This is a genomic window from Collimonas humicola (genome assembly GCF_018304945.1).
Classification (GTDB): domain Bacteria; phylum Pseudomonadota; class Gammaproteobacteria; order Burkholderiales; family Burkholderiaceae_D; genus Collimonas; species Collimonas humicola.
The window spans coordinates 496,335-512,737 of sequence record NZ_JAGQEE010000002.1; the positions used below are offsets into that span (position 1 = coordinate 496,335).

Below are 16,403 nucleotides of genomic sequence, written 5' to 3' on the forward strand. Positions count from 1 at the left end.
GCACGATGTTCCTGGTGAAGGAGACTGGCTTTGAGCGATACATCCATCAAGATGGTGCACGGCACGGCGCTGACTGATGCGCAGAAGAAGGATTTGCTGAACCGGCTGGCGCGGGTCGAGGGCCAGATCCGCGGCGTGCAGAAACTGATCGCCAATGCCGCCGTGCCGGCTGATTGCGACAGCGTCGCCCAGCAGCTGGCGGCGGCGCGCAAGGCGCTGGACCGCGCCTTCATCACCTTGCTGACCGATGCCATCGTCACCCACAGCGCAGCCGCCGCCACGCCGGAGCAGGCCTTGCAGAGCGCGCAAAACCTGGCGGCGCTGCTGGACAAGTTCGGCTGACGTTTTTTCTTCACGGCGCTGCTGACAGGCTTTAGGCGCATCCCTTATTTCTTTAATCCCGTGCCATTTTTATAATTCCTTTCACGAAATGTGGCGCTGAAAAGGAGTAAGGCATGATCGTGGCCGGCATAGATAATCGCCCCGCTGTGCAGTCCGGGATCGGCATGATAGAAGTGCTGGTGGCGATGGTCATCGCCGCCTTCGCCATGTTTGCCCTGATCGACATGCAGACCACGGCCCTGCGCTATCAAAAGACGGCGCATTTGCGCGCCACGGCCGGCCAGTTCGGCGCCGATCTTGCCGAGCGGGTGCGCGCCAATATCCGCGGCGCGCACGAGGGGGCTTACAATCTGCCGCGGCAGGTCTATCCGGTACTGGATGCGCTGGCGCCGGCTTGCTTCGATCCCGGCCGCTGCACGGCGCGGGAACTGGCGGCACAAGATATCCATGACTGGCGCAGCCGCCTCAGCGCTGCGCTGACGGGAGGCTGGGGCGAAATCAGCGGCTCGGTCAGCAGCGGTTTCACGATACGGGTGTACTTCCGCGATGCCAGCGTCCCGGATGGCCTGTTCGCTGAAAATTGCCGGCCGCTCGCCGCCGATCCCGCAAGCCATAAAGATGTCGCCTGCTTCGCTACCGCGTTCCTGCCATGAAGCGCGTTAACCATTGCCGGCAACACGGCGCGGTGTTGCCGATGCTGCTGATCAGCCTGCTGGTCATGGCTTTTCTGGGCTTCAGCGCCCTGACCACTGCGCTGCTGGAAGAAAAGATGGCTGCCAATGCCGGTAGCCGGCAACTGGCATTCCAGGCCGCCGAGCACGCCTTGCGCTTTTGCGAGAATCAACTGCAGCTGACGCCGGTTGCGATTCCGCTGCTCAGGCAAGGACCGGTTGCGGTGGATGGCGCAAACAGCATGCACTACTGGGAAATGGCCGATAGCTGGCGCAACGATAAGGTATCCATCCCGGTGCCTCGCATCGGCGCTGAAGGCCTTGCCCCGGCAGCGCCGGCCCGCTGCCTGGCCGAGCGCCTGGAGCTGGATGCCGACCTGCAATTTCAGCTGCACGCGCCCCAGCCGCGGCCAGCCTTCCGGATTACCGCGCGCGGCGTCGGCGCCGGCAATGCGGCGGTGGTGCTGTTGCAGAGTTATCTGCTGCTTTAAGCCGGGGTCTCATGAGCCCTCTGCTTCCCTGCATCTGCGCCATCGTTCTGGTCTTGTCCTCTTTCTCTGTTCCTGCTGCGGAGACGCCGGATGAACCGCCCTTCGTCTATGTCGGCAGCTATGAGGCGGGGTCATGGCTGGGACATGTAAAAGCCTATCCGGTTGGCGCAGACGGCGTTGCCAAAGTCGCCCGGTGGGATGCCGCCGATCTGATTCCGCCATGGCAGTCGCGCCGTATCGGTACGGCCTCAGGCAACGCCAACGCGATAGCATTTGAATGGCTGCAGCTGGACGATGCGCAAAGAGCCGTATTGTCTTCCGAAGATTTGCTGGAGTATTTGAGAGGCAACGATGCGCTGGAAGCAAGGCATGGCGTCGGCGGTTTCCGCAATCGCCAAGGCAAGCTGGGCGACATCATGTATTCCGTACCGCTGTATGTGGGCCTGTCCGATTCTGCCTATCAGTTCCTCCCAGGCGGCGCCGGCGGCAGCGCCTATCGGGAATATGTCAAAAGCAAGAAGCAGCGCCAGACCATGCTTTACGTCGGCGCCAACGACGGCATGCTGCATGCGTTCGATGCCCTCGGCGGCGTTGAAACCAGCGCCTTTGTGCCAAGCGCGGTATTCGACGCCTTGCCTCGATTGAGCGAAGCCGGCTATCTCCATCGTCCCTTCGTCGATGGCTTGCTCAGCGTTGGCGACGCCTACCTGGGCGCGGACGGCAACGCCGCATGGAAAAGCATCCTGCTGGGCGCAACCGGCGGCGGCGCCAGGAGTCTGTTTGCGCTCGATGTCAGCACGCCGCCGGCCCCTGCGCCGCTGCTGTGGCAACGGAGCGCCGAAGACGACGGCGCAGGAGCGAGCGATGACGACATGGGGCACCTGATCGGAGAAGCGTTCGCCGTTCGGCTGGCGAACGGCGCCTGGGCGGCAATCTATGGCAACGGCTATCAAAGCGAAAACCTGCGTGCCGTGCTGTACCTGGTCGAGTTGTCCGGTGGAGGCTTGATCAAAAAAATCGCCATCGCTGCAGGAGACGCTGAATCGCCGAACGGCCTGGCGGCACCGGCGCTGGTATTCAACCCGCAGCGCGCTGTCAGCGCAATCTACGCCGGCGATTTGCAAGGCCGGCTTTGGAAAGTCGATCTGAGCTCGGATGAGCCTCAGCGCTGGCAAGTAGCGTTCAGCAAGACGCCCCTGTTCATCGCTGCCGACAAGAGCGGCAAACCGCAATCGATCGCGCAACAGCCCTTGCTTGAACAGCATGCCAAGGGCGGCGCCCTGGTCATGTTCAGCGGCGGCAAGCCCAGCGATGGCCGGATTCCAGGCAAGGCCCAAAGACAAAGCCTGTATGGCGTCTGGGACAAGGCCGGGAGCGGCGCCGTCGGCGGCAGAGAACAGTTGCAGCAGCAAGTGCTGAGCGAAGGCAGCGACGGCACATGGCAGCTAAGCAACAATGGCGTCAATTGGGGCGTGTCGCGCGGCTGGTATGTCGACCTGCCGGAAAAGATCGGCTATGTCGTCGGTAAGCTGCAAATCGTCGACGGCCTCTTGTGGCTGCTGACCTATGCTCCCGCGCGCGACAAGTCCTACCTGCTTGCGCTCGACTACAACAGCGGCGGCGCCAGCAGCGATGGCGCATTCATCGGGCACCTGAAAAATGCCGCGCTGGTCGAAGTGCCCGCTTCCATTGTCACGCCGATTTTCATCAAGCTGCCGGATGGCCGCAAACAGCTGGTGATCGCCGGCCGCGACGGCCTGCCGCATGCGGTCGATATCAATCCGCGAACCCGGCCCCCGGTGCGGACCTGGCGCCAATTGCCGGTGCCAGCGGCTGTTGTCGATCCCGACTAGCCGTGCGGGGGACGTTAAAAAGCCCGCTGAACGCGGGCTAGTCTGAGCCGGATCTTGGGCCTCGTTAGCTGGATTGAAACTCAATCGTCGTCATGGTGGCGACGATGCTCATGCCATCCTTCCCGGCGGCGCCATTCTTCGCGACGCCAATCTTCGTCGCGCCGCTCGCGCCATTCACGGTGTTCGCGCCAGCCCGGTTCCACATAGACCGGCTGCGGCGGCGGGTAATATACCGGCGCCGGCACATAGCGCGGCTCGTACTGCACTACCGGTGGATAGTAAGGTTGCGGCGGCGGCTGCACATAAATGCCGACACCGACATTCACGCCGGCAGCCGCACTGCCGCATGCACCCGCGGCGATGGCGCCAAACGCCAGACATGCTAAAAGTTTTTTCATTTGATTATCTGATTTCCTGTTTGCCAATCTATCTGCAGCGATTTCGCCATTTCACAGCCTCAGTTTACGGGCTAGCGCGCGTCAATGTTATTCCGAGAGGCAACAAGTGTAACGTTAAGTAATTTATTGTGGCAAAAATTAATGCGGGTTAGCATGTCATTTTCCTGATCCGCCTTATTTGACGCGATCCACAGTGAAGCTTATCGCTGCACAATCGCCGCGAGACGCCCGCTGCCTCGGCAGCCTGACCAACCAGAACAATAAAGGAAGCACGCATGGGCAAGGGCCGCCTGGAAGCCTTCAGCGATGGCGTCATCGCCATCATCATCACCATCATGGTGCTGGAAATGAAAGTGCCGCACGAAGCCAGCCTGTCGGCGCTGTGGCTGATCTACCCGGTGTTTATCAGCTATGTACTGAGTTTCATCTACACCGGCATCTATTGGAACAACCACCATCACATGCTGCATGCCGTGCAAAAGATCAACGGCCCGGTCTTGTGGGCCAATCTGCACCTGCTGTTCTGGCTGTCCCTGATTCCCTTCGCCACTGGCTGGATGGGTGAAAACCATTTTTCGGAAGTGCCGGTCGCCCTGTATGGCGTGGTGCTGATGATGGCCGGCGTCGCCTATTACATCCTGAGCCGCATGCTGATCAGGCTGCATGGCAAGGACTCCGCCCTGGCCAAGGCCGTCGGCAGCGATTTCAAGGGCAAGATCTCGGTGGCCGGCTATGCTTTTGCGATACCGCTCAGTTTCCTGAACCGCTGGATCGGACTGGGACTCTATGTGCTTGTCGCCGTCATGTGGCTGATTCCGGACCGCCGTATTGAAAAAGTGATCAACAGCTGAAACCGGCAGCCCTGTTGTGATCGCATGCCTTGAAGGGAGTAGCTGAAATACCGCATCCGCAAGCAGTCAACCAAGCCCTGGAAAATCACTGGTGCGGCTTTTGGATTAGCGATGGCATTTTATTATCGGCACGGTGCTCGTAAATATCAGCTGCCGCAACGGTCGGAATGGCTGGCGGCAGTGATTGCCGGGCTGGGATGTAAAAAAGCCTCGCGGTTGGCGAGGCTTTGGAATTACCGATATGTGAGGAGATTCTAGCCATCCAGTGCTATCTGCAAAGTGACAAGGCTATGAATGAATCTACTCACATATCCGATAAGCTGCGACAGGCAGATGTAGGTATCTTAACGAGAGAATATGACAGGAGTTTGACATTCAAGGCTTGCCGGTAACATTATTGCCGGCGCCGCGGACAAAAGCGTTCGGCACGTGGTGCAAATTAATACACTTTACTCCGCTGAGATGCGGGATAATTTTCCGATCGCATGCATCGGCGTGCACCATTATCTGGATATCCATGAATCTTCTCGCGTCACGCGCAGCTTTGCTATTGGCCGGCGTTTCCCTTTTCGGCGGCTTGCAGGCAAGCGCTGCTGCGGCAAACCCTGACGTTCAAACCATCGTCCTGCTGCGCCACGGCGAAAAACCCGAAGCCGGCCTTGGGCAGCTGAATTGCCAGGGCCTCAACCGCGCACTGGCCTTGCCGCGCGTACTCGAAGCGAAGTACGGCAAGCCCGATGTCATTTTCGCCCCCGATCCCGCCACGCAAAAGCAAGACCATGGCACTAGCTACGACTATGTGCGTCCGCTGGCGACGGTCGAGCCCAGCGCCATTTACTTCGGTATGCCGGTGAATGCATCGATCGATTTTTCCAAGACCGACGACCTGCGCAACGCGCTGCTGGCGGCGCAATACCGCCGCAGCCTGCTGGTGGTCGGCTGGGAGCACAAGATCATCGAGGAACTGGCGCGCCAGATCGTGGTGGAATACGGCGGCGACCGCGCCAGCGTGCCGCACTGGGAAGACAATGACTTCGACAGCATCTACCTGCTGCGCATCGTGCGCGACGGCGGCGCCACCAAAATCAATTTCAGCGTCGACAAGGAAGGACTGAACGACCGTCCCTTGACCTGCCCCGCCGGCTAAACCAGAAAAGAGACTCCATGATCCAACGCAAACCAGGTGAAATTGAAACAAGCAGCAAGAAAATCCAGAACGCCGCCGCCGTCGGGCTTTACGCCCTGCTGGTGTTGCTGGCGCTGTGGGTCATGCGCGATTTCATTCCGGCGGTAGTGTGGGCCGGCGTCATCGCCATCGCTTTATGGCCGCTGCTGCTGCGCCTGGAGATCCCGCACGGATCGCGCGCGCGGACGGTCGGCGTGGCGCTGCTGCTGACCGCGGCAGTGGCCTTGTTCGTGGTGCTGCCCTTCGTGCTGGTGATCAGCCAGGCGGCGCACGAATCGCACGATTTCATCGAATGGTTCAAGCAGGCGGAAGCGAATGGCCTGCCGCTGCCCGGCCTGGTCGAGCATTTGCCTTTCAGTTCGCCGCAAATCAGCGGCTGGTGGCAGGAAAACCTGGCCCGGCCTTTGCACGATTCGCCTTTCATCAAGGGATTGCATGTCGAAGCGGCAGTCACCGCCGGCCGGCATTTCGGCGCGCTGGCGGCGCACGGCCTGATCCTGTTCGGCTTCATGCTGATGACGCTGTTCGTGATGTTCCAGGCCGGTTCCAGGATGAGCGGCAACCTGGTTAAAGCCACCCGCCGCGCCTTCGGCGTCGACGGCGCCCTGCTGGCGCACCAGATGACGGCGGCCGTGCGCGGCACCGTCGCCGGGCTGGTAGTGGTGGGGATCGGCGAAGGGGCGCTGCTGGGCATCGCCTATGCCATCACCGGCGTGCCGCATGCCACTTTGCTTGGCTTGCTGACGGCGATTGCCGCAATGCTGCCGTTCTGCGCGCCGATCGTTTTCTGCGGCGCCGCGCTCTGGTTGCTTGCGCAGGGCGCCACTGTCGCTGCAATCAGCGTTGCCGTATTCGGTTTTGTCGTGGTCCTGATCGCCGAGCACTTCGTGCGGCCGCTGCTGATCGGCAGCTCGACCCGCCTGCCCTTCCTGCTGGTCCTGTTCGGCATCCTCGGCGGCGCCCAGACCTTCGGCCTGCTTGGCCTGTTCATCGGCCCGGCGCTGATGACGGTGCTGACGGTATTGTGGCGTGACTGGGTGGGACAAGACTGAGCCGGTAACGGGGCCGTCCCGGACCTGCTTAACTATGGATCAGAGGCTTGATGAAAGCCGCTCCGCTCTCGGTAAAAAGCCAGCCAACTGCACAGCAATTGAGCAGCACGGTCAGCCAGAAGACCGTCTGAAACTGTTCCTTCCTCGACTTGTGGCGCAGCGTCTTCTGCGCCAGCAAAGCCCCCGGCCAGCCGCCGATCAATGCCAGCATGTGCAAGGTGTTCTCCTGGATGCGCCATTGCCTGCTTTGCGCCGCCGATTTATCGATGGCGTAGGCGACAAAGGCAACCACGCTGGCGACAAGATAGAGACCGGCAAACGCCAGAGGCAGCCTGCCCATGAACGCGGCCAGCAGCAGCAAACAGCAAAACGCGGCGGTGAAAATAATCGTAAGCGAAGCGGATTGGGCAGGCCTCGGAGCAACGGCAGCACCGCCAGCAAACCTGATCTTGTCGGCACGAAAACGGCCGTTTTGTTCCAGGATCAATTCGTAGCTGATGAGATCACCTTCAACTGGCCGCCGCTCGCGGTCGGCAAATGCCTTGATATGGACGAAGGCCTTTTCGCTTTTCCCATTGGTGGCGACAAAGCCAAAGCCCTTGCCATCTTTCCAGCTGGTGATTTTTCCTTGGTAGCGCATGGGGAGCCGATAGCTGAATGTGTAAAAAAAAGCCCGCCTGCCTTGCGGCGGCGGGCTGAATCCAAAACTTAGGGAGTGTTGGAGGAGACCAAATCAATGTTGTGACATCTGACCGAAATTCAAGAGGCGGTTTTAGGAATGCCGGCTAGTCCTGTTTCTGGAAAAATAGCTAATCAATATTATCATTTTGATATTTCTTCCAATACAGAAACCAAACAACGTTCGAAGAGTCGTTGGAAGAGTCCTTACTGCACGGTGTCACAGAGCTTTTCTGAAAATTTGTGTACTTGAAACATAAGGTGAGCCGAGTTATCTACAGGCTCACGAAAACTCACCCAAACAAGGAAAACAGCGCCGTAATCGCACTTACGACGGTGCCAATGAGCGCGAAAAAATCGACCCAAGCGTCGAAACGGCTGGGTTCGGTTTTTCTGTATGGTCCCTTAATATCAAAGATAACTCGGCTCCTCCTCCATTTGCGCACAGCTCTACTAGCAGCCTGTTTACCTTATTATTTAAGGGGGGATCTCAGAATACCAAGTACGGTGGCGTTCCATTAATGCTATATTTGCAACCCGTAGCCAGTGTCAAAGAAGGCTTCCCTGGACACAACTGGAACCGAAGTAAAATCCGCATTACACCCTTGGCCAGGCTGATTATCACTCACGCAATAGAGTTCGTATTTGGCACCCTGATATTCAAGTTGCTGTCACCATAAGCATCTGCTACCCAAGTTTCCCGATAACTTAAAATTAAAACCGTCCCGCAGTCCGCAGTCGGCCATAACTTTACCGACCGATTCCCTACTCGAGCAAGGTCCAGGCCATAGGTCAAGCAAGGAGAGAAAATGATTCCCATTTTGACAGCAAGTCGAAAGTTACGCCCACTAGGGATGCTTGCAATCGCGATACTAATGAGTTCCTGCGGCGGCGGTAGCGATGCCGGGCCAGGAGGGGGTTCAACACCCGTTACCCCCATAACTCCAGTAACACTTCAATCGATTTCTGTCACACCAAGCCCGTTTACCACCGGTGTCGGGGTTACTCGTCGCTTAACTGCCACCGGTACCTTTTCCGATGGCAGCACAGCAGATCTTGGAGCAAACGCAGTATGGACTTCTCTTACGCCGTCAGCTGCAACGGTGTCCGCCGGATTAGTCACAGGGGTGGCGCCAGGGGCAGCGACAATCAGTGTATCCTCAGCGGGCGTATCGGCGAGCATCGCGCTGAACGTGACGACAAACACCTGGTCTCCAGCCGGTACCATGCTTCAGCAGGTGTCGTCATTCACAATGACGCTGTTAACAAGTGGGAAAGTCCTCTCTTCCGGTAGTGACGGACTGAGCAGTGACGCCGAAATCTACGACCCGGATAAAGATACATGGTCAGCCACTGATGCTCAACGAATTGGGAGAATTGGGCAAACCGCAACGTTATTGCTCAGTGGCAAAGTGTTGGTCGCGGGCGGAGGCGACCATCGTCAAAGTCTACCGGATAGCGTTACCTATGACCCTACTTCAAACAGTTGGTCGACGACGGTGGCGCCAATGCTGTCCGGGCGAATTGGGCATACAGCCACGCTTTTGCCAAGCGGGCAGGTACTAGTCGCTGGGGGAGCTACTTTCCCCTTGGCCGCCACGCCATCCGAAGAACTCTACGACCCGACTGCCAACGCTTGGTCAGCCGCCGCGGTCATGACATCTGCCAGAACCTGGCATACCGCAACATTGCTGCCAAACGGCAAAGTGTTTGTCGCAGGCGGGTATATCGCACCGAATAATACGATTTCAAGCGCCGAAACCTATGATCCAGGCAGCAATACATGGTCGCCAGCGTCGAGTATGGCTATCGCTCGGAATCAGCACACGGCAACATTATTACCGAATGGAAAAGTGCTGGTTGCGGGCGGTCAATCCACTACGGGGAACCCATACGCTCCCCTCTCAAGCGCAGAAATATATGACCCGAATACGAATGCCTGGTCGTCAGCTGGAAATATGGCATCTCCACGCACTGGACATGCAGCAATAGTTTTACCCGATGGAAAAGTACTGGTATTTGGCGGTTCGGCCACTTTGAATGGGGCACTTGCAAGTGCTGAAATTTACGACCCAGGAACGAACACCTGGTCGTCCGCCGCAAGTATGGCCATTCCGCGTGCTACGCCAACGGCGGTATTGTTAAAGACTGGTGCAGTCTTGGTTTGCGGCGGAAATTTAGGCACGGGTACAAGCTGCGAGTTTTACTGGTGAAGACATAGCTCGACAGGCTGGGGCCTGACGCTCAAGACGTCGGCGCCATAGCCTGTCCTCAACACGTAGGGAAGCCAAACGGTGGCAGGTACTACTTAACCCATATCAAAATAAGTCGCGTTATATGGCGAAGCGATCATTGACGCGATCTCTCCCAAGACGATGAGCGTTGACGGTCCAGGCCACAGTTCCATTGCTGCTTCAGCTATTGACTACAAGTAGCGGGCATTCTAATGAATTTCCATCGATGCACTTTCCGAGCGCATCGAGTGATCCTGAGGCAGATTCCAGATTTACAGGTAGAGATTTCCTAACCATGCCATCGCCAGCGAATGCTATGTTTCCAGTCGGAAGCCGCCAGTCGTCTGAGAGATTGAACTGCTTTGCAATTACCGCGCCGGCCTTTTTATCGGCTGTATCAACATCGAGCGTCTTTGCCGGTGCAATCCCGATGATTTCAAATCTAATCGATTTCGCGTCATAGCACCTTGAACTGGATGCTACTACTTATTTCCCAATACAAAACCGCGAAAAAATCACCCCGAGCAAATCATCCGGCGTAAACGCCCCGGTGATGCTGCTCAGCCGATCCTGCGCCAGCCGCAACTCTTCCGCAAACAAATCCAGCGACTGATCATTGACGCGGTTGTCGATAGCGGCGTGCTGGTCGGCAATCTCCAGATGATCACGCGCCGCCTTGAGCGCTATCAGGTGCCGCTCGCGCGCCAGGTAGCGCGATTCGCCTGTTTGCTGCCAGCCGGCGATGCGCAGCAGTTCGGTGCGCAGCAGGTCGATGCCGAGGTGGTCGGTGGCGGACAGGTAGATATGGGTGACTTCGCCCATCACATCGACCGCGGGTTTATGGCCGGACTGGTCGATCTTGTTCCAGATGCGGATCACCGGCGCGTTGCCCGGAAAGCGGGCGACGATTTTTTCATCGGCCAGCGACGGGCCGTGGTTGGCGTCCAGCATGTGCAGGATGACGTCGGCCTTGGCCACCGCGGCCCAGGTGCGCTCGATGCCGATGCGTTCGACTTCGTCGTTGGCGTCTTCGGCATCGCGGATGCCGGCGGTGTCGATGATGTTGAGCGGGATGCCTTCCAGCTGGATCGTTTCCGTGACTTTATCGCGGGTGGTGCCGGCGATCGGCGTGACGATGGCGACGTCGGCGCCGGCCAGCACGTTGAGCAGGGATGATTTGCCGACGTTCGGCTGTCCGGCCAGCACGATGTTCAGGCCGTCGCGCAGCAAGGCGCCTTGCGCGGCCTGGCTGAACACATTGTCCAGTGTGCTGCGGATGGTCGCCAGCTGGCCGCGTGCGTCGGATTTTTCCAGGAAGTCGATTTCTTCTTCCGGAAAATCCAAAGTGGCTTCGACCAGCATGCGCAAATTGGTGACTTGCTCTACCAGCGCGTGGATCACCTTGGAAAACGCGCCGGACAAGGATTCCGAGGCCGACTTCGCCGCCGCCTCGGTAGAAGCTTCGATCAGGTCGGCCACCGCTTCCGCCTGCGCCAGGTCGAGCTTGTCGTTGATGAAGGCGCGCTGGGTGAATTCGCCCGGTTCGGCCATGCGCAAGCCGAGTTCCGCACCGGCCGCCAAGCAGCGGCTGAGCAGCATCTGCAGCACCACCGGACCGCCATGGCCCTGCAGTTCCAGTACGTCTTCGCCAGTGTAGGAATGCGGCGCCTTGAAATAGATCGCCAGGCCCTGGTCGATGACGCTGCCGTCGACGTTCTTGAACGGCAGGTAGGTGGCGTGGCGCGGGACCAGCTTGTTTTCCGCGACGCCGCAAACGGCTTCAATGACGGGACCGAGATGCTTGCCGGAGATGCGGACTACGCCGATGCCGCCGCGTCCTGGTGCGGTAGCGATGGCGGCGATGGGGGAGGAATCGAAAGACATGGAATTATTCTACGAGGGTTGTTAAATAATAGAAACAGCGACAAGCAGAAGCCAACAAAAAAGCCCGTGAATTCTTGATTCACGGGCTTTTTTACGACAATCGATATAAATCGATTTCAGTCGATTCAGGCTTTCGCAGGACCAGCACCCATCTTGCGGGTAATCACCCATTGCTGCGCAATCGACAGCACGTTGTTGGTGACCCAGTACAGCACCAGGCCCGACGGGAAGAAGAAGAACATGACCGAGAAAATCAGCGGCATGAACATCATCACCTTGGCTTGCATCGGATCAGGCGGCGTCGGGTTCAGCTTGGTCTGGATGAACATCGAGACCGCCATCAGCACCGGCAAGATGTAGAACGGATCCGGTGCGGCCAGGTCGTGGATCCAGCCGATCCACGGCGCATTGCGGATTTCCACGCTGGCCAGTAGCACCCAGTACAGCGAGATGAAGACCGGGATCTGGATCACGATCGGCAGGCAGCCGCCGAGCGGGTTGATCTTTTCGGTCTTGTACAGCTCCATCATGGCCTGGTTCATCTTTTGCGGCTCGGACTTGAAGCGCTCGCGGATCGCGGTCATCTTCGGCGTCACCAGTTTCATCTTGGCCATGCTGCGATAGCTCGCCGCCGACAATGGGAAGAAGGCCAGCTTGATCAGCACGGTCAGGGCGATGATGGTGAAGCCCCAGTTGCCCAGTACTTTATGGATCTGCGTCATCAGCCAGAAAATCGGCTTGGCGATGATGGTCAGCCAGCCATAGTCCTTGACCAGTTCCAGGCCAGGAGCAACCGCTTCCAGGTCGCTCTGGATTTCCGGACCGGAATACAGGCGCGCATCCATGCTCACGCTGGCGCCCGGTGCGATCGTGCCCAGCGGCAGGATGTTGCCGACGGCGTACAGGTTGGTGGCGATCTTCTTGGTGAAGATTTCGCGCGGCGCCTTGTCTTGCGGAATGAACGCGGAAACAAAGTAGTGCTGGATCAGGGCAAACCAGCCGTCGTCAGACTTGGTGGCGTGTTCTGCCTTGCCGCTTTCGATCTTGTCGAAGGGGAATTTCTGGAACTTGCTGCCTTCGGTGTAGACCGATGCGCCGGTGAAAGTGTGCACGAAACGCTGTTCGCCTTCAGGTGCATTGCCGTCGCGCACCAGCTGCAGGTACAGCGAAGGCGATACCGGAGCGCCGCTGTCGTTGGTGACGGTGTGCTTGACGTCGATCGTGTAGTCGCCGCGCTTGAAGGTGAAAGTCTTGGTCAGCTTGACGCCGCCTTCAGTCGATTCCAGCACCAGTTGCACCTGGTTGCCATTGCCCAGCGTACGGACGCCAGGCAAGGCCGTGAACGGCGACTTGTGGTTAGGGAAAGGACCGCCGATCAGGCCGGTTTCAGCCAGGTAGGTGCGGGTTGCGCTGGAGTCGAACAGCACCAGGTTCTTGGTCGGATCGACCGTATCCTTGTGCTTCAGCAGTTCCAGGCGCTTCAGTTCGCCGCCAACCGTATCGATGTCTGCCTTGACCACATCGGTAGTGATGGTGATGACTTCGCCCTTGGCGTCGGCCGCGGTAGCCGGCACGGCGCTGGCGGACGGCGTTGCTGCGCCCGCTGCGCTGGCCGAAGCTTGCGGCACATCGGTGCTGGCGCCGGCAGCTGCACTGGCAGGACCGGTGGCGGCTGGCGCGGCAGGTGCGGTTTGAGCGGTGCCCGGGAAGAACAGCGACGGTTGGCCGTTATGGCGCTGCCACTGGTCCCAGAGGAACAATAGCGACACCGAAAATACAACCCACAGGACGGTACGTTTGATATCCATAAGAGTATTTATCTATGATTCAGGAATGGCTGCAACCGCAAGACCGGGAAGGCGCTGCGGGTTTGACTGCAGATGGAGATGCGGATGACGGATGCGGCGGCACCGGATCGAGTCCGCCGGCGTGCCAGGGATGGCATTTGCACAGGCGACGTCCGGCCAGCATGCTGCCTTTGAAGGCGCCATGCGTGCGGATTGCTTCGGCTGCGTAATCGGAGCAGCTGGGATAAAAACGGCAATTCTGTCCCAGAAACGGGCTGATGCCCAGTTTGTAGAGTCGCAACAGGAACAGTAGAGGCATTTTCATGACAGCTTTTTTCCCTTCTTCTTCCGGCCCGCCGTATATATAGCCAGGCTGGAACAATACAAGCCCCATGCCGTAGCTGTAACTACGGCTTGCCGGCCGCCAGGCGTTGCGACGCGAACAGCTGCTTGAGCTCGCTCAGCAATTCCCGCTTCAGGCGCGCGGTGGTAGCCGGACCTGCCTTGGTGTTTACCGGTTTGGATAAACGCACAATGCAGTCGATTGGCGGCAATGGTGTCAGGCGAAACAGCTCGCGCGTAACGCGTTTGACGGTGTTACGCGTAACAGCGCGCGGCGCCAGCCGCTTCGCCGCCACCACGCCCAGACGGGCATGCGGCAGCGTGTTGCGGCGGGTGTACAAGACGAAGTGCGCTGTTCTATAGACAGGGCGCAAACGAAAAACGGATGAAAACTCATCCGTTTTAACGATGCGCCGGTCGCGTGAAAAGTCTTGAGCGCAGTTCTCAGCGGAACAACGGTCGGTATCAGTCACGCAAGCAACGCCTTGGCGTCCGGCTTGATTAAGCTGCCAGACGTTTGCGGCCTTTAGCGCGACGTGCATTGAGCACAGCGCGGCCACCGCGGGTTGCCATACGGGCGCGGAAGCCGTGAGTACGCTTACGGCGCACGACGGAAGGTTGGTAAGTACGTTTCATGTTGGTCTCGCTAATCAGCAAAAATAAATCGGATCTTCACACTCAGAGCGCTGGGTTTTTACCCTTTCGCTACTTGAGCTGGAGCCGGGTGCCCGATATATAACCAGCGTACAGCTAGGTAATCGGGACAGGATCTGGCGACAGTCAACGCGCAAACGAGCAATTCAGCGGACAGTGAACCTTGAATTAAACCGCATTTTCTGCTTGTTTGTCAATCACTTAGGGCTCTTTTCCACAAGGTCCTTTTCTCCCGGCCGCCAGCAATAATTGGCCGTGCCTGTGGATAACTTGCGCCGGCAAGGGTAGAATAGCGACTTATGTGTGGCACGCCCGCCAGTTAAGCATTGCGCAGTTATCCAACCCGGCTACTTGTTTGGCGCCGGGGGTAATACTGAATCAGCGTGCAATAAAAACATCAGCCCAGGGCGTAAAGAACCTCATCCCGCACACCTTCACTTAGAACGATTCATGGAAAATTTCTGGCAGAGCTGCTCTACCCAGTTGGAGCAGGAATTGACGCCTCAACAATTTAGCGCGTGGATAAAACCGCTGACGCCCCTCGACTACGAGGATGGCCGCTTGCGCATAGCGGCGCCAAATCGCTTCAAGCTGGATTGGGTCAAAACGCAGTTTGCCAGCCGCATCACCACGCTGGCGCACCAATATTGGGAAGCGCCGATCGAAGTGGTGTTCGTGCTCGACCCGCGCAAGGCAGCCCCCGCTCCGTCCATGTCCAGCATGCCGGTGGCGCACGCCAGTACTAATAATAGTAGCGAGCAGTCGGGCGCGATGTCGTCCGCTGCCGGCGGTGGAACTTATGGCAACAGCAACTTCGACCGCCTGCCGGAAGTGCAGACCGAGAACAGCGCCGTCACCGCCCGGCGCGATCAATCGCGTATCAATACGGCACTGAGTTTCGACAGTTTCGTTACCGGAAAAGCCAATCAATTGGCACGCGCGGCAGCGATCCAGGTCGCCAATAATCCGGGCGTTTCCTACAATCCGCTGTTCCTGTACGGCGGCGTCGGCCTCGGCAAGACCCACTTGATCCACGCCATCGGCAACCAGCTGCTGGCCGACAATCCGAACTCCAAGATCCGCTACATCCACGCAGAACAGTACGTTCGCGACGTAGTGACTGCTTACCAACGCAAGGGTTTCGACGATTTCAAGCGCTATTACCATTCGCTCGATCTGTTGCTGATTGACGACATCCAGTTCTTCGGCGGCAAGAGCCGCACCCAGGAAGAATTCTTTTACGCATTCGAAGCATTGATTGCGGCAAAGAAACAAATCATCATCACCAGCGATACCTATCCCAAAGAAATCACCGGCATGGATGACCGCCTGATTTCGCGTTTCGATTCCGGCCTGACGGTCGCCATCGAACCGCCGGAACTGGAAATGCGGGTCGCGATCCTGCTCAAAAAAGCGGCATCCGAAGGCGTGACTTTCTCCGATGATGTGGCGTTTTTTGTTGCCAAACACCTACGTTCCAACGTCCGCGAACTGGAAGGCGCCCTGCGCAAGATTCTTGCTTACTCCCGTTTCCATGGCAAAGACATCAGCATCGATGTTGTCAAGGATGCATTGAAAGATTTGCTGTCGGTACAGAACCGCCAGATCTCGGTAGAGAATATTCAGAAGACGGTGGCGGACTTCTTTAACATTAAAGTTGCCGATATGTACTCGAAAAAGCGCCCGGCGAATATCGCCCGCCCGCGCCAGATTGCGATGTACCTTGCCAAAGAATTAACCCAGAAAAGCTTGCCGGAAATCGGTGAATTGTTCGGCGGCCGCGACCATACCACGGTGCTGCACGCCGTCCGCAAGATCGCCGCCGACCGCACCAAGAATCCGGAATGCAACCACGAATTGCATGTGCTGGAACAGACGCTCAAGGGTTGATCCGGGGTTGATTCCAGCTTGATTTTGACATTTCGGGCGATTGTGCACTTTGCCTGTCAGCCTGTGGATAAGTTTGTATAAAGTAAGTTC

The 16,403-nt window shown here is 58.1% G+C and carries 16 protein-coding genes and 2 pseudogenes; 10 read left to right on the plus strand and 8 right to left on the minus strand.

Features of this window, described 5'->3' with window-relative positions:
* Positions 1-30: 30 nt before the first annotated feature.
* From KHU30_RS10985 to KHU30_RS11000, 4 genes are all read left to right on the plus strand, one after another.
* On the plus strand, positions 31-342 hold the full coding sequence (locus KHU30_RS10985; RefSeq protein ID WP_211442674.1) for a metal-sensitive transcriptional regulator: 312 nt from the start codon (positions 31-33) through the stop codon (positions 340-342).
* Positions 343-455: 113 nt separating this feature from the next.
* Complete coding sequence (pilV, locus tag KHU30_RS10990) at positions 456-995, plus strand: type IV pilus modification protein PilV (RefSeq protein ID WP_211442675.1); 540 nt, start codon at positions 456-458, stop codon at positions 993-995.
* A complete protein-coding gene (locus tag KHU30_RS10995; protein ID WP_211442676.1) occupies positions 992-1,504 on the plus strand; it encodes a pilus assembly PilX family protein in 513 nt (170 codons plus the stop codon). Before pilV ends, KHU30_RS10995 begins: the two co-directional genes overlap by 4 nt.
* An 11-nt stretch (positions 1,505-1,515) precedes the next feature.
* On the plus strand, positions 1,516-3,357 hold the full coding sequence (locus tag KHU30_RS11000) for a pilus assembly protein (RefSeq protein WP_211442677.1): 1,842 nt from the start codon (positions 1,516-1,518) through the stop codon (positions 3,355-3,357).
* An 80-nt stretch (positions 3,358-3,437) separates the two neighbouring features.
* Here the strand turns inward: KHU30_RS11000 and KHU30_RS11005 are convergent, their stop codons facing one another.
* A complete protein-coding gene (locus KHU30_RS11005; RefSeq protein ID WP_211442678.1) occupies positions 3,438-3,755 on the minus strand; it encodes a hypothetical protein in 318 nt (105 codons plus the stop codon).
* A 275-nt stretch (positions 3,756-4,030) separates the two neighbouring features.
* Between KHU30_RS11005 and KHU30_RS11010 the strand changes: the two genes are divergently transcribed.
* The 3 genes from KHU30_RS11010 (at position 4,031) to KHU30_RS11020 (ending at position 6,844) form a co-directional block, all read left to right on the plus strand.
* Positions 4,031-4,606 carry a TMEM175 family protein gene (locus KHU30_RS11010; RefSeq protein ID WP_211442679.1) on the plus strand — a complete coding sequence of 192 codons (576 nt, stop codon included), beginning with the start codon at positions 4,031-4,033 and terminating at the stop codon, positions 4,604-4,606.
* 517 nt (positions 4,607-5,123) lie between these two features.
* Positions 5,124-5,753 carry a histidine phosphatase family protein gene (locus tag KHU30_RS11015; protein ID WP_211442680.1) on the plus strand — a complete coding sequence of 210 codons (630 nt, stop codon included), beginning with the start codon at positions 5,124-5,126 and terminating at the stop codon, positions 5,751-5,753.
* A gap of 17 nt (positions 5,754-5,770) precedes the next feature.
* Entirely contained in the window at positions 5,771-6,844 is a 1,074-nt protein-coding gene (locus KHU30_RS11020; protein WP_211442681.1) for an AI-2E family transporter, read from the plus strand.
* Between the two features lie 28 nt (positions 6,845-6,872).
* Here KHU30_RS11020 and KHU30_RS11025 read toward each other — a convergent pair whose 3' ends face one another.
* A complete protein-coding gene (locus tag KHU30_RS11025) occupies positions 6,873-7,331 on the minus strand; it encodes a DUF1294 domain-containing protein (protein WP_230427342.1) in 459 nt (152 codons plus the stop codon).
* Between the two features lie 36 nt (positions 7,332-7,367).
* A pseudogene (locus KHU30_RS25155) lies at positions 7,368-7,484 on the minus strand (cold shock domain-containing protein); the annotation flags it as partial.
* Between the two features lie 913 nt (positions 7,485-8,397).
* Between KHU30_RS25155 and KHU30_RS25725 the strand changes: the two are divergent.
* Positions 8,398-8,673 (plus strand): annotated as a pseudogene (locus KHU30_RS25725) (Ig-like domain-containing protein); the annotation flags it as partial.
* Positions 8,674-8,748: 75 nt separating this feature from the next.
* Entirely contained in the window at positions 8,749-9,735 is a 987-nt protein-coding gene (locus tag KHU30_RS11030) for a Kelch repeat-containing protein (protein ID WP_230427317.1), read from the plus strand.
* A gap of 507 nt (positions 9,736-10,242) precedes the next feature.
* Here KHU30_RS11030 and mnmE read toward each other — a convergent pair.
* The 5 genes from mnmE to rpmH all read right to left on the minus strand — a co-directional run bounded on the left by mnmE (position 10,243) and on the right by rpmH (position 14,405).
* Positions 10,243-11,640 carry a tRNA uridine-5-carboxymethylaminomethyl(34) synthesis GTPase MnmE gene (mnmE, locus tag KHU30_RS11035; protein WP_211442684.1) on the minus strand — a complete coding sequence of 466 codons (1,398 nt, stop codon included), beginning with the start codon at positions 11,638-11,640 and terminating at the stop codon, positions 10,243-10,245.
* Between the two features lie 125 nt (positions 11,641-11,765).
* The gene (gene yidC / locus KHU30_RS11040; RefSeq protein ID WP_211442685.1) at positions 11,766-13,448 is read right to left on the minus strand and encodes a membrane protein insertase YidC; all 1,683 of its coding nucleotides are present in this window, start codon (positions 13,446-13,448) and stop codon (positions 11,766-11,768) included.
* 19 nt (positions 13,449-13,467) lie between these two features.
* Entirely contained in the window at positions 13,468-13,752 is a 285-nt protein-coding gene (yidD, locus tag KHU30_RS11045; protein ID WP_211442686.1) for a membrane protein insertion efficiency factor YidD, read from the minus strand.
* Positions 13,753-13,834: 82 nt separating this feature from the next.
* On the minus strand, positions 13,835-14,242 hold the full coding sequence (rnpA, locus tag KHU30_RS25160) for a ribonuclease P protein component (RefSeq protein WP_082793270.1): 408 nt from the start codon (positions 14,240-14,242) through the stop codon (positions 13,835-13,837).
* Between the two features lie 28 nt (positions 14,243-14,270).
* Positions 14,271-14,405 carry a 50S ribosomal protein L34 gene (gene rpmH, locus KHU30_RS11055; RefSeq protein WP_061535510.1) on the minus strand — a complete coding sequence of 45 codons (135 nt, stop codon included), beginning with the start codon at positions 14,403-14,405 and terminating at the stop codon, positions 14,271-14,273.
* A 468-nt stretch (positions 14,406-14,873) separates the two neighbouring features.
* Here rpmH and dnaA point away from each other — a divergent pair, with 468 nt between their 5' ends.
* Entirely contained in the window at positions 14,874-16,313 is a 1,440-nt protein-coding gene (dnaA, locus tag KHU30_RS11060) for a chromosomal replication initiator protein DnaA (protein ID WP_211442687.1), read from the plus strand.
* Positions 16,314-16,403: the final 90 nt, after the last annotated feature.